The following is a 15,062-nucleotide window of genomic DNA, read 5'->3' on the forward strand; positions in this document are numbered from 1 at the left end:
GAGGCCTTGAACCAGACGAGTCTTCGGGATAGGCGCCGGAGCTGAAGTCATTGAACCACGGAAATGTTGGACAACAAGGGATGATCCGCATGGTTGGTTTCTTGCGGAGTTGAGACCACAAAGCGTGCAGCGGTCTAGGCGTAGTATTCAATCTGTCCTACTTCCCGCTTGACCTCGATCCTACCGGACAGCTGTAGATTCACGTTGACAGGCGGAAACCGACCCGATGCGGACATTTGGCTGCCGTTCGTCCCGAAGCACGAGGCTGTGTAATTCATCGACTTATTCGCGTGGTCCGAGGTGCATTAGCTCAAGCCAACTCGGGCGATGTCTCCAAGGAAATATTCTCTGCGATCCGCTTCGAGTTTCCAAAAGAAGCCACGAACGAAGTTGCCAGCGAGAAGAAAGGCCGGCCCTGCGCGTAAACTTCCCTAATGATCAGGGGCCGTGCGCTATTCAGGCGCCGGGGAGCAGAGGGAGTGAGGGATCTCGTGGACGACGCAATTTTTGACGGCTCGACGCCGATTCCGCAGGCGCTGGAGCAGCTCCGGTTGCGTCTGCTGGATTTGACTGGCCGAAATCGACTGCTCAACTTCAAGCACACAGCCGGCAAGTCATTGCCTTTGGTACCTACCAATCTCGATGGCACGTTCCAGCGGCTCGTGGGAGGACAGACAGGCAAGGTCACGATCCTGTCCGTGCCTGATCCGATGCGCGACGACTGGGTCGAACGCAATGGCCGGATGGCGAAACCCGAGGCCAAGGAGTACGCCATTCGGCGAGGTCTAAACGTCCAGATGGAAGAGCTGCCGGAAAGCCGGGCTAAGCCCGACGCGACCTTGGCGCTCTACTACGACGAAGATCTTGGCAAGCATTGCCGCAAGCTCGATCGCGAAGCGCGCTTAGCGATTGAAGAGACCGGTGCCAACATGTTGTATCTCGTTCTGGGATTCCTAGAGTTTCCTGACAACAAGGACTCGACGCGCACGTTCGCAGCACCGCTGATCTGCGTGCCTGTGCGGATGGACGCTGTGCAGGAGCAGCGTGGAGTCATCTTCAAGCTTTGCTACACGGGCGAGGAGGTCGAGGAGAACCTTTCGCTGCGCGAAAAGTTGAAGCGCGACCTCGCGACGACACTCCCTGAGTTTCCCGACGAGGAAGACGGAATTGAGGCGTACCTGGTAGCCATCGAGAAAGAGGTGGCCAGGAAACCCGGGTGGCGCGTTCGCCGGGCAACGACTCTAGCGATCCTCTCGTTTGCCAACATGCTCCTGGTCCGCGATCTGGATCCCGAGCGCTGGAAGTCGCACACCGGCAGCTCGCTGCTGCTGGAACATCCCATCATCCGGCGCGTGTTCCAAGGCGGTCACGAGCCGACCGCGGATGCCTACGGAGAGGAACTCGACCTCGACTCGATGCCGGAGGCCAACCTCCCGTTGATCTTCGACGCGGATAGCTCGCAGCACAGCGCGATCGTCGACGTCATGGCCGGCAAGTCGTTGGTGGTCGAGGGTCCCCCGGGCACCGGCAAGTCGCAGACAATCACCAATATCGTTGCCGCGTGTTTGCACGCCGGCAAATCGGTGCTGTTCGTCGCAGAGAAGCTTGCGGCGCTGCAAGTAGTCAAGAGTCGCCTGGAAATAGCCGGTCTCGATCCGTTCCTGCTGGAACTGCATTCCAACAAGACCAGCAAACGGCAAGTGCTCGACTCCTTGGCGAACCGCATGGGGTTTCGGGCGACGGCGCCGCGCGACCTGGATTACAAGGAAGCTCAGCTGAGCGACCGGAAGAAGAAGTTACGCGAGCACGCTGCACTGCTTAACAGCCAGGTCGGCAATCAACTCGGCTGCACGGTTCACCAAGTCTTGTGGCGCGCGGATCGTAGTCGCCGAAACCTGGGCGGATTAGGTGACGGTTTGTCCAGCATCGTGATCGCGGACGCAGCGACGGTCAATGCAATCGAATTCGGGCGGCGTCGTGATCAGATTCGCTACCTCGCGAAGCAGTTCGTCGAGATCCACGCATTCGACGCGACGCACTCATTCTGGGGCTTCTATCCTGAGAGCCTCGCGCCGAACGACGACCTAAAAATCGGTAACGCCTTCCACTCCTTACGTGACGAGGCGGCGGTGTTGTGCACTCTGGCAACTGAGGTGCGCGCGCATTTCGGCTTTGCGCTCGATGATTCGCTGGGCGCCACCGGTAACCGCTCGGTTATCGAAGTCGTCGAGGGGCTTCGCGCATTGGCAGTGCCGAGTGCGGCGTTGGATATCCTCCCGAACATCTTTGGGCAAGGCGAATACCACCAGTCGCAATCATTGCAAACCCTCAGCGACGCGGAAGTTGCGTTGGAAAGTGTCATACGCCTTGAAGAGGCGATGCGCGGCAAAGTTGACCATACTGTGGCGCTCGATGCGGTGTTCTCAGACGCGGACTTGGCGTTCGCCAAGGGCGAAGGGCTGGAGCAGCTCACGGTAGGGCAACTTTCTCAGACCGTCGCAGACATTACTGCCGTCACTGACGCTGCGTTGCAAAGTGTTCGAAGGCTCGACGAACAGCTACATGACGCCGGCCTGGTCCAAGACGGGATGCCGATCACGTACGCAAAGCTAAACGCGATCAGCGCAGTCGCCGTTACGGCGCCAATGCACGATCTCCATTTACGGCACGAAGGACTGATCGCGCCGGAGGCCTGCACTCTTCTTTCGCGCGCCATCTTGGAACGCAACCGTCTCATCGAGGAAGAACAAATACTTGGCGAACGCCTATATCTTGACCAAGCGCCTACCGACACCGACCTGCGAACGTGGATTCTCGCGCTGCGGCAGGGCGCAGCTTGGTACCGGTTTTTCCAGAAGCCTTGGCGCACTGCAATCAGCGCCCACAAGAATTTGAAGAAGGACAAGAAGGAGAAAGTCGACGCCGCGACGCGCCTGGCCGACCTCGAACAATGGGCTGCACACCGCAAGGCCCGCGAGGCGTGGTCGGCGTCTCCGAAGTTGAAAGCCGTTATCGGTTCCGCGAAGTTCGATTTCCAATTTCCACTGGAGCGAAGCCGTATCGTTGCCCAGTGGCTGCGATCCGCGCGGCAGGCGTTCAGTGCGACTGAGATAGGTCGCGAGGTTTTCGATCCAGTTTACGTCGCCGAAAAGGTCATCTTGCACCTCACTACGCGCGCGTCGGAAGTGGGAGAGCACATGACCACGCTCGAGGTATTCGATCGCAAGTTGGGTGAGGTACTTGCTGGTGGCCACAACTGGGAAGCCGATCGGCACTGGGCCGCAAAGCTCGAACAAGCCGTGGCGCTTCGTGATCGCCTCGAATCTCTGCACGCAGGGTTTGCGGGTGCTTTCGCGCCTGACTTGAACCTTGTTGAAGCCCACGCTCTACTCGGCTTGTCCCGCCAGCTACGCAAGCTCAGCGATGAACTGGCGTCGTCCGACGAGTTGGCGCGAGTTCTGGGAGCGCGTCACGCGAATTTCCGTGCAGACGTCCGGAGTATCACGGCTGCTGTGCGCTTTGGCCGTCAGGTAGTCGATTGCAGGCTTCCGCAGGTCGCCAAACAGGCGCTGTGGTCCACCGGAGGCCGAGAGGTGTTAGATGCGCTTACCGCCGCACTGGATCGGATCCGCGCACATTGGACGTCGCTGACCGAGAAGGTCGGCGGCCTTGAGAAGTTCGGCCTGGTGGCTGTCGATTCATGGATACAACGCGACTCCGGCACAGAGGCGGGTTGCGAACGCACGTTCGCGCGTTTCGAGAAGGCCATAGAGCAACTGGATTCGGTCGTAACGTGGTCGCAATACGTGTACGCAAGGCGTCTGTGCATCCAGAACGAACTCGAGCCCTTCGTCCGGTTGCTGGAAAAGCTGCAGGTGCCGGCTAATCTGCTGGAGGAAGCGTTCGTGTTTCGCTTCCACGCTTCCATTGCCGAGTCGCTCATCCGAATGACGCCCGCCTTGAATCATTTCAACGCCCCGGTGCATGAAGCGGTTCGGCAGGAATTTGCCGCCTTAGACCGTGAGATCGCGGGACTGCGCGGCAAACAGATCGCGGCGAAACGGCTAAAGGCAGCGAGCCCCCCGATCGGGCACGCCGGTGCTCGAGTGGCCGACAAGACCGAAATGAGCTTGCTCGAGTATCTCGTCCCGCAGCAAAGGCCGCGCGTGACAGTGCGCGAGATGTTGCGACGCGCGGGCGAGTCGATTCGCGAACTCAAGCCCTGCTTCATGATGGGGCCGCAGGCAGTCGCGCAGTTCCTGTACGCCGTCCCGCAGGTGTTCGATGTCGTAATCATGGACGAGGCTTCGCAGCTCCGCCCGGAGGAGGCGATTGGTGCGATCGCGCGTGGTCGCCAGCTGATCGTAGTGGGGGATCCGAAGCAGCTGCCGCCGACGTCGTTCTTCTCAAGGTCGCAGAACGAGGACGAAACGCAGCCGCAGATGGCCGCGGTAGACGCAGAATCGATCCTGGACGTGGCGAGCAGCCACTTCCGGCCGATTCGGTCCTTGCGCTGGCATTATCGATCCAGGCACGAGTCGCTGATAGCTTTCTCCAACGACAAGTTCTATCGCGGTAACTTGGTGGTGTTCCCATCGCCCTATCCGCGCAAACGCGGGCTTGGCGTGCGGTCTCATTACGTAACGAACGCCGTGTACGAAAGCCAGATGAACCCGCAGGAGGCCGCGCGGGTCGTCGACTTCGTCGTAGACCACATCGTGCATCAACCCGACCAATCCCTTGGCGTGGTGGCGCTGAACATCCGTCAGCGAGATCTGATCGCAGAACTGCTGGAAGATCGACTGAAAACGATGACGAGTGCGCAGGTCTTTCGAGACAAGTGGGCAGAGCAGGGCCTTGGCCTATTCGTCAAAAATTTGGAGAACGTCCAAGGCGATGAGCGCGACGCCATCATTATTTCGACTACATTCGGGCCGCCTCCCGGTGGGACCAAGCCGCGCCAGAACTTCGGTCCGATCAGCCAGAAGGGTGGATGGCGTCGCCTCAATGTGTTGTTCACTCGCGCAAAGTCGTCTGTCCTGCTCGTAACCTCGCTCAAGGACACTGACATCGTCGTGGGGAATGGTAGTCCGGAGGGCACAAAGGCCCTGCGCGATTACCTGACGTTCGCCGCCACGGGGCGGTTGCATGTCGACCAAGGCCAGGCAACAGGCGGTGCGCCGGAGTCGCCTTTCGAAGAATCAGTCATCGCGGCATTGTGCGATCACGGGTTCGACTGCGAGCCCCAGGTCGGCGTTGCAGGCTTCCGAATCGACATCGGTGTCCGTCATCCCCAATACCCCCATCTCTTCCTCGCGGGCATCGAGTGCGACGGTGCGTCGTATCACTCTGGAATCACCGTACGAGATCGTGACAGGATCCGCCAAGAGATCCTCGAAAGCCTCGGATGGAAGGGCAAGTTATGGCGGATCTGGTCGACCGAGTGGTTCCGGAACCCGAAGCCCGAGCTTCGTAAGCTGGTCGCTTTCCTCGAAGAGTTGAAGCTACAGGAAGTTGACGCCGACATCAGATCGATGACTAGCGATTCGTCAGCGAGTTCCGCTGACGACATGTCCACACAACCGCCGTCTGATCTCGAAAGCGTGAACCTGACGGTCGACAGCCTAGTGACCGAGGCCAGCCAAGAGGAGGTCTCTGTCGGGGATTACGTGACTTACAAGGATCTGAGCGCCGACCATCCCGACAGAGAGTTGGCCGTGATGATCACCCGTAACCGCACCGATCTTGGAACAGGCATGATCGCCGAGACAACGCCGCTCGCGCAGGTATTGCTGGGGGCTGTGGTAGGGGAACAGATAGAGCTGCGTATTCCTGGTCAACGTGAGCGAATTTTGGAGGTCGTCCAGATTAAGAAGGGGAGCTGAGGGTGTCCGGCTTTTCCGGACCGATGCGCATCCCGATCAAACTTGCCACCCCAAATGCTCCCAAACCGATCAGATGGACCGCCTGTGAAACCGCCACTCTGTGCCCTCGCATTCTGTGTCTCGCCGACTTGTTCGGATTGGCGAGACTCGGGCGATGTCCCGGTCGCGACGCGCAGACATCGACCTGTCACAGTCGTTGCCAACTAAACTCGGGTTCTACACCGTTTTCGAGCTCAAGGAGATTCGCGCATGTCTTCATGGGAACTGTTTTCACTGGTAGCCGTTGCGGCCATCGTATCCGCCGCTGTTTCCGGTTGGCTAATGCGCCTAAGCCTGATTCGCCAGGCTAAGAACGCTGCCCAGACTTCATCTGATGAAATTCAAGGACTTCAGGAGCAGATACGCGAGTTTCGGGCGATTGTCTCAAGGCTGGAAGAACGCGAGCGCAACCTCGGTACTCAGCTGCAGGCGTTTGACCTCGAACGCACGTCACTGAACGGCACCATCGGAGGTCTGCGCAAAGAGAGCGAGGCGGCGCGCATCGAGGCCAGCGGCGCTAGGCAACAGAGTACGTCGAGCAATGACCAACTCGGCCAGGCGAACAAAGCCCTGGAAGGGATGAAGAATGAACTGGGCCAGGCGCAGCGGGATCTGCGCGCCCAGTCCAATGGTCTGATCGGGATGACGGCCGAACGTGATGCGGCGCTGGAACTGGTCAAACAAACTAAAGCTTTCGTAGATTCCGCTAAGGAGTCCATGCGCACCGCGTTCATCGAGGAAGCGAGTTCGGTGTTCGACCAGAAGTCCGCCGTGCTCGATCAACGTATCAAAGCCACGGGCGAGCACTCGAAGGCCCTCCTCGCCGACACGCTCAAACCGTTTGTTGACAACATCGACAAATTCAAAGAGCGCATGGAGGAACTGGGCAAGACCCAGACTCAGGAGAGTTCGACCCTGCGCGGCTCGATCGAGCAACTGCAAACACTCAATCAGCATATGGCCGAGGCGACCGGGGATCTGACCCGCGCCCTCAAGGGCAATGCCAAGGTTCGAGGTGACTGGGGCGAGATGATTCTGGACGGCGTGTTGACGACCTGCGGGTTCATCGAGGGCGTCAACTACCAACGCCAGGAATCAAACAAGGACGAGGAGACCGGCAAGCAGCTGCGTCCGGACGTGATCTTCGACCTGCCGGACGGGCGCAGGGTGGTAATCGATTCAAAGGTGAACCTAGTCGCCTGGGCGGAAGCTGCGGCAGCCGAATCCGTCGAGGAACGACAGATGGCGCTCACCAAGCATGCTGCGGCGCTGCGCACGCATGTGAAGGATCTGCACGGCAAGAATTATCCGAAGGTGGTGGGTGATGATGCCTTGGAGCTGACGGTGCTGTTCGTGCCAATTGAAGGCGCCTTGGCCGAAGCGATGGCATCCGACCCCTCCCTGCAGACCGACGCGATGAAGAACAACATCGCTTTTGCCTCCCCCAACACACTCATGGCTCTACTGAAGGTAGTCGAGCGTATGTGGGTTCGAGACAAGTTCCATACTCAGGTTGAGGCCATCAGAAAGGTGGCCAGCAATCTGATGGATTCGCTGACCGCCTTCCTGACTGAGTTCAATGCCATCGAGGATAAGCTGGGCGGGGTGACAAAAGCCTACGGGCAGGCCAAGAATCGCCTTTACGAATCCAATCAGTCTGTAGTCGCGCGAGGCAAAAAACTGGTGGATGCCGGCGCCCGCGGAAATAAGGCACTGCACAAGGACTTGATGCCCGACCTGGAATCGATTGAGGAGCCCGCATTTCCGGCGCTCGTGATGATCGACGGGCCAGAGCAATAAGCCCGGACCGTGCTCCGCCCACCAAATCGTCGCGTCCAAGGCTTGGCCAAGTCGATCTGCGCGAGGATCGGTCTGGTGCTCAAGGCTATCACCGCGAACGGTAGCATTTGGCCGATTCCGGCCGGTGGTCTCGCGCTGGTCAGGATGCCGACGCGCTGATCATGATCGATTGGTTCTACTGATCAACTACATCGGTGCGCGCAGGGCCTTGTTCCCGGTGTGGCTAGCCATCAGCGCTCGATGTGCTCTAGTTCGCCTGATCAGGTGGGCAGTCGTTTCGCTGGGCATACTGACGACATCGCTGTCCGTCGTTATTCCCAAGCACCACCCAATTACACCGGGGCCCAGCATGGCCGATCTTCTCTTTCTCGACACCGAGTGGAACAACGATGCCGTGCGCGAGCTGGTCAGCTTGGCCTTGGTCAACGCGGATGCCACCCAATGCTTCTACGCCGAGCGGGCTCCACGCCCCGGAGCGCCGTCATCCTTCGTCAGCAAGGTGGTCTATCCGCTCCTGGACGGCGGCGATGCAGCGCTCTCGGATGAGAACTTCGGTGAACAACTACGAGGGTTCGTAGCATCCTTCGGCCACCCACGCATTCACTTCGACGGGGCGATCGACAAGAGACAGTTGGCGAGCGCGCTGACGGGGTTTGGAGCGTGGAGCGGTGAGGTGCCGGCGTGGGAGCCGGTGCTCGTCACACGCCAAGACGTCCTGGGTGAACTGGAGATCTATTTCGGCCGCCGGCCTGAGAGGGCGGCGCGCCGACATCACGCAGCAGTGGACGCCGAGGCGTTGCGCGCCGCTTACATCAGGATAGTGGGGTTGTGAGGTGCACACATCGCTCAACTTGATCGCCTGAACCGACCGAGATTGATCAGCTCTCCGGCACAATGATCATCTATCGACGCAGCGGCAGATATCGGCCATGACCTGCCCGTCATGTTCTCTCCGAAGCCGTCGACCAAAAGTCCGGTTGCCGCTGAAACCTGCCGTACAACCTACGAAAGGACCTCGGCCGAAGAGTTCGGTCACGACAGTAATCGAATACGTCCGCTAAAGGCTGGTCTGAGTCATTCACGATCGACCTCGCGAATGACCGCTTCGGTCGGTGCTGGCCAGACTTCGTTGCAGAACGGCGTTCGATGACTCAGCAGCATCTACCATCTGGTGCTCGACGCCCCGGGTTATGCTGAGGGAGTTCTCTTGGCACCAGTCGGCGTCAACTACCGAACCCATTTCCATGGCTCCGAAATGCCCAAGAAACCGAATCCATCCAACGCTGCGGCTCCTGCAACTGCGCCAGCGGAAGGTGAACGTCAAGCACTCCGTGGATACATCGGCCAGTATGAGCGGGCGGGCACTGCCATATACGCAGCGCTAGAGCGCGACGAGCTGATCTGGATCGGCGTCGCGGACCGCAACGCGGGTATTGCTGACGACCTAGTACTCGGCTTCGATGGATTGGTGGTCGGCCACCAGTTCAAGACGTCCAAGTTCCCTGGCACCTTCACTGTTGAGACGCTGTTTACTGGCGCCAACGGCCTATTGAAGCCCCTGGTTCATGCTTGGCAATGCCTGCGCAAGGACAACCCGGGAAGCCGGGTCGAGATTCGCCTGGTTGTCAATGACTTTCCGTCGATTACTGACAAGCCAGGCGACGGCACGCCGCCCCACAGCGCGGCATTTCTTAAAGAACTCCAGCAGCATCCCAATCGCCCGCTAGCGGATTGGTACACACCGGAATGGAGCCGACTGATCGACCACCTGCGCCGTGAAGCCGGCCTGGGCGATGACGACTTCGAACAGTTCTTGCACAGCCTCCGTGTGGTGTGCGGAGCTGCGGCGGACTTCATCCAGTCGCACAAGTTGAACGCCGAGCAGGCGCGGCAGGCATCCGAGATTGCCAGCGTACTGCCCAAGCTGGTCGCCGATGCCCGCGACAAAGACAGGTGGACGCGTGACGAGCTGCTTCGTGAGCTGGGCTGGCGTGATCCCGCCAAGACGCTGCTCATCCACCGGTTCCCGGTCGGCGCCTATGTCCAGCGCAACCGTGACACTGAGGTCAAGCTGCTAGCCGCGCTGCATGCCGCCGACCAGGGCTACGTCTCACTCATAGGACCGCCTGGCTCCGGGAAGTCCACTCTCCTGCAGGTTGCGCTGGCCACTGAAGCAAATGTCCGGCTCGTTCGCTACTTGGCCTACGTGCCGGGCGCTGCTCAAGGCGTGGGTCGCGGGGAGGCCGACAACTTCCTGACCGACGTCGGCACGCAGTTGCGCAACAGCGGTTTGGTTGGACTTCGTCTTCGCGACGACTCGCTGCATGAGCGCCGCGAGCAGTTCGGCGTCCTGGTGCGGCAGGCTGGTGAACGCTTCGACCGCGACGGGATCCGAACAATCATCGTCGTCGACGGGCTCGACCACGTGCCTCGCGAAGAGCGGCCGACCAATTCGCTTCTGGGCGAGCTGCCTCTTCCCGCAGCGATCCCCATCGGGGTTGTGCTCGTGCTCGGCACGCAGCGGCTGGATCTCGCGAATCTGAAGCCCGCCGTGAGAGAGCAAGCGGAGAAGAGCGAGCGACAGGTTCTCATGGGGCCTCTCGGGCGCGAGGAGGTCGCCCGGATGGCGGATGCTCTTGGCCTGCCTGCCGAGATTCCGAGATTGGATCTGAGCAATCTCACGCATGGCCACCCGCTGGCAACGCGTTACCTTACTCAGGCGCTGTTGCACGCTGACGAAGGCGGCCGCAAGGACCTTCTCAGCGGTGGGATGCCGTTCGACGGCGATATTGAGACCGTGTACACCGCTGCTTGGCGCGAGATTGCAAGCGATGTCGATGCCATGGACGTGCTGGGCTTCATCGCTCGGGCTGAGGCGCCCATGGACCTGCGGCTGCTGGCCACGATGGTCAAGGAATCCGCGATTGAACGCGCCCTGATCGTTGCACGGCACCTGCTCCGCAGTTCATCTCAGGGGTGGAGCGTCTTCCACAACAGCTTCAGGCTGTTCGTCATCACTCAACCGCGAAACCGCCTCGGAAGCATCGACGCCGAATACTCGCAGCGCGTGTACCGCGACCTCGCCCAGTTGGCGAAGAGCGCGCCCCGCGAATCGGCGCAGCACTGGCTGGAACTGCGCTACCGCGCACGTGCCGGCGACGGTGCCGATGTACTTGCACTGGCGATGCCTGCTCGATTCAGGCAGCAACTGGCTGACGGGCGTTCTATCGCCGAGATCCACGCCGATATCCGCTTGGCTCTGCTGGCAGTGCGTGGAACCCACGACTCGACCGCCTTCGCACGGCTGCTGCTGTGTCGTGACGAAGTGGGGCGGCGCGAAACAGCCCTTGAGTACGCCGACCAGCTTCCGCTGGCAATGGTTGCAGTCGGGGACATAGATGCAGCCCTCTCCTTTGTGCAGTACTTCCCCAGCCAGGGCTACGAGGTTGTCGACGCACTGCTGGCGCGAGGCGACTTCGAGCGCGCGAAGGATCTGTTTGAAAGCCTCGAGCCGCTAGCGCAGCTCCATACGTCCAAGTTCCAGAACCACGGGCACAACCACAACATCAATGAGTTCGAAAGGTGGGCAAAGCGCGCCGTCAACTTCCGAGACACCGAACAGATTCAGACAGCGATTGACCATCTCGCCGCAGAGGGGCTACGCCAGCCCGAAAAGTTGGATCCAGAAACAGTCGCCTCACTGCGCCAGCATTTGAGGAGGGAAGCCGCAGAGGCGATGCTTCTTCAGAAGGTTGGCGCTGATCCACTAGATCTCTGCGGCAATCTCGGGGTAGCCGACGAAGACAAGCCGTCAGTAATGGTTCACGCTGGGATTGTGGCAAACCGGTGTGGCGACGTCGCACAAGCGCTTGCCTTGTTTGACGCCGCCTCCGCCCTTCCTGACTTCGGAAAGGTACCCAACGGCTACCGCCGCCGTATGGCACTGATTGCATTCCAAGCTGGCCGTCGTGAGCTTGCTGAGGCCCTGTTCGACACGTTAGTCGCACCGATGATCTCTATGTGCGACGACGAGACGGACCTGGCTGGGCTGGGTAATCTGGTAGGCGCGGTGATGCATCACGCGAGGCTTTGCACGTTGCTCAACAAGCCGATGCCAAGCGCGTCACTGTCGAAGCACTCCTTCCTTCATCCGTTCCAGCACCACGCCTCGAAGATAGGCGTGCTTTTAGGTCGCGCCGCGATCGACAACGCGACCGTACCGGCTGGCAGCATCCAGGAAGAAGCCCGCGTTGCGCTTGGGTACGTCCTGCGTCTGACATCAGATGGCGGCAACGAAACATATCGGATCCAGCAGGCCTTCAAAGCGGTCCCTGTGCTCGCGCAAGCGCTGCTGACGCTCGGGGCCAAGTGTGGCGAGGATGAATACCGCGCCGTACTTAGAGAAGTTGATATAGCCATAGCCTCATCGACGCTCGGGGGGACTGCGTACCTGCGACGCAGACTGGCCGTCGATGCGTACTGGGTTGACGGTGACCGTGAGGGGGCCGTCGACCGGCTAAACGCCCTCGCGGCGGAGCTTCAAGAGAGCACGCCGAGCGAGCAGATCGACGGGTTGGCAGATTTGGCCATTGCGTTGGCTGTGGTCGGGGACGTGGAACGGGCAAAACAGTTGCTGGCGACAGTTCCCGAGCAATGCCTTGGCTACGCGCTGGCCCCAAAAAAGGACCCACAGTACGCAATCTGGCGGGACATTCTGGTCCTTGCGAACACCGCTGACCCGGAGAACAGTGTCAAGCGGGTCTCAAACTTGATGCGCCAGGTCAGCGGCATGACCGAAACGGAAGGGTCGTCGGCCGCGCATCGCCTGACGATGTCGCTCATTGAGGAAGCGATGCAGGTTGGGCCTCGCTTCGGCTTCGAGGTGTCAGAGACGCTGGCGGCTTGGCATCTGATTGGCTGGCCGAACCGCGTCGACCTACTCATGTCAGGGATGGTCCGGCGAAGCCCCGAATTTGTCTTGCCTTGCGCGACAGTCTGGTGCGGGCTATGCCTGCCATTCTACATGGAACCGCATTACCGGGATCCGTACCATGTCGGCGACTTCATCGACGTCGCAGCCGACGCTGCAGGCCCCGGTCAGATTGAGCCTCTCGTGCTGATGCTAATGGGGGCGATCGAGGTAGCCAGCAGAGCACACGAGAGGGTCGGACTGCTCAAGCGCCTTCGCGCCGCAGCGGAAGAGTATGGGTTCTCATCCGCCGAGCTTGACGCCGTTGTCGCTCGGTGGGCATTAGAAGCGCCGGAATCGCGGCACTCATCTACGCCCAGCAAGTACGACTCAGAGGTCACTCTCGCGGAGCTTGAGCGCGCGTTTGAAGCGGATGGCGACGAACTGAACTACAACGCCCCGTACCGTTTCAGAGATCTGGCCGAGACGGCTCCGCTTCCTCTGGTGCAGAGGATGTTTGAGCGCTGGCAGGTTTTGCAGGAGAACGCGCGCTGCCGCTTCCTAATGGTGAAGCGGTTGGTTGCAGCGGGAGAGGTCGAGTACGCCAATAAGCTGGTGCAAGGCTACGAGACAAGCAAGGACCCTTGGAGCTCCTGGAGCCAGTGGATGGGTGGCGGCAAGTTCCTCTACTTTGAGGCGAAGAAGCTTTTGGAGGGACCAGACACGTCCCCTGCAGCCTTCGAGAACATCGTCGATTCAGTGACGGCGGGCCAGGAGAGCACCCAGTCGCTGCTGACAGAGCTGGATTCGATATTGCCAGTAATCAGCGCGACGCCGGACTGGCCGGCCATCTGGTCGCTGCTTGAGGAGCAGATGACCTGCACTCGCGAGTTCCAACTGGGACGGCCTTTCCAGTCGAGCGAGCTTCCCCTCAGCGACACGGATCTTCTGGAAGAGTTGCTGCACTTTGCCTATCGGCTGCCCGTTGCAGAAGTTCAGCGACACGCACGTAATTGCGCGCTGCGATTGGCAGGGCAAGCCGAACACGGTCAAGCTTTGTTCAAGTCCCTTATGCGGCGACTTCTAACCGGCGAATCCGACGCCCCCTTGCAGGCGCTCGGAACGCTGCTGGCTGCTGATAGCGCGGACCATGCCCCCGAGTTGGGCACCGCAGTGGTTGCGTTGGTCAGCCATCGCGACATTGCGGTGGCAGAGTCAGCCGCGCTTTTGTCGCATCGATGGGGACTGGCTGTCCCCTTGGACGCGACGCCACTGCCGCTCTTCTATAGCCTAGAATTCGAGCAGCCTTCAGAGGGCGACCCTGCGTTCAGGGACGAGAGAACTGGTGCAATGCGCATCGAGTCGCCGCTTGGCTGGACCCAGATGTTGAGCTCGACGGCACGGCACATTGCGAAGGTGTCAGGCATTGACGAGATGACAGTCCGCCGCCGCGCGGCGATGTTCATCCAAGATTGGGGAGGGCTTGAGGCATTCGGACCCTCTGGCATCAAAAGGCTTGAGGCTCAGCTTCGCGTCCTCGACATGCAGATCACTTACCTGAAGCCTCATGCCTACATTGCCATTGCCGCCCTTCGCCACGTCGCGGGAGAACTGCGGCTGGCCGGCAAGCTGACCGGCCGCGACAGGCCGACGCTGTTGGAGTGTTTGGGTTGCCCGCTTCCCCCTCGGCCGCTGAAGCTCCCGCGAGTGCGTCCCGAATGGATTCAAATGCCGCCGATGGACCGAAGTGCCGGTTGGTCCGAGCGAGAGCAGAAGTGGGTTGATGAGGTCGACGGCGACGTTGCGTCTTTTCCGGTACACCACGACGGCCAGGTCGTGGCCGAGGTGTCGCTCTTCAAGATTTTTAAGCCGCGCCTATCGGAGCACCGCCTCTACCGTTTTAGAGCACCCTCGGCACAGACTGACGGTGAAGACTTCGACGACTGCTATACCAGGCTGCCAATTGCTGTTTGGCTAGGTCAGTACCTCGCACTTGACAATGAACTGGCACCAACGCTTGTAAGGCGGGTTGTTTGCTCTGTGGACATGGGCTTCGACGCAGCAGCCTATCCAATCGTGTTGTGCCCGAACTGGGTGATGAGACTTCGCTGGTGCGCGCATGACGACGAACCGAGCGTCTTCCTCGACGCGAGCGGAGCTGTGGTCGCAAAGCTCCATTGGTGGCGTGACGGTGGTCCAGTTGATATCGATGCGGAATCTCTGTGGGGCGAGGGTTGCTACCTTGTACTGACGCCGGTAGGTCTCGAACAGATCACCACTGCCCGTGGGAAGATGGGCCTCGACATCAACGTGTTCGCAAGCAGGCACATCAAACAGCCGAGCAGCTACGGGCAATCTCTCTTGAAGACGGCGAAGAACGGCTACTCGCTCTAAGCCATGCAGATTCAGCGGCGATGCCAGGCGAGAGA

Annotated in this window: 4 protein-coding genes; all 4 read left to right on the forward strand. The window is 60.2% G+C overall.

What is annotated here, in order from left to right:
* Window positions 1-491 precede the first annotated feature (491 nt).
* Entirely contained in the window at window positions 492-5,885 is a 5,394-nt protein-coding gene (locus ACVCMG_RS15935) for a DUF4011 domain-containing protein (RefSeq protein WP_447114529.1), read from the forward strand.
* A gap of 249 nt (window positions 5,886-6,134) precedes the next feature.
* Entirely contained in the window at window positions 6,135-7,724 is a 1,590-nt protein-coding gene (gene rmuC / locus ACVCMG_RS15940; RefSeq protein WP_447114530.1) for a DNA recombination protein RmuC, read from the forward strand.
* Window positions 7,725-8,073: 349 nt separating this feature from the next.
* Window positions 8,074-8,556, forward strand: a complete 483-nt coding sequence (locus tag ACVCMG_RS15945) for a hypothetical protein (protein ID WP_447114531.1) — start codon at window positions 8,074-8,076, stop codon at window positions 8,554-8,556.
* A 423-nt stretch (window positions 8,557-8,979) separates the two neighbouring features.
* Window positions 8,980-15,027 (forward strand): ATP-binding protein, encoded by a 6,048-nt coding sequence (locus tag ACVCMG_RS15950; RefSeq protein WP_447114532.1) that lies wholly within the window; start codon window positions 8,980-8,982, stop codon window positions 15,025-15,027.
* The last annotated feature ends 35 nt before the right edge of the window (window positions 15,028-15,062 follow it).

This window comes from Rhodanobacter sp. UC4451_H18 (genome assembly GCF_052978225.1).

Coding starts and splice junctions, on each gene's coding strand:
- ACVCMG_RS15950 (WP_447114532.1), top strand. CDS start 8,980: ATGCCCAAGAAACCGAATCCATCCAACGCTGCGGCTCCTGCAACTGCG.
- ACVCMG_RS15945 (WP_447114531.1), top strand. CDS start 8,074: ATGGCCGATCTTCTCTTTCTCGACACCGAGTGGAACAACGATGCCGTG.
- rmuC (WP_447114530.1), top strand. CDS start 6,135: ATGTCTTCATGGGAACTGTTTTCACTGGTAGCCGTTGCGGCCATCGTA.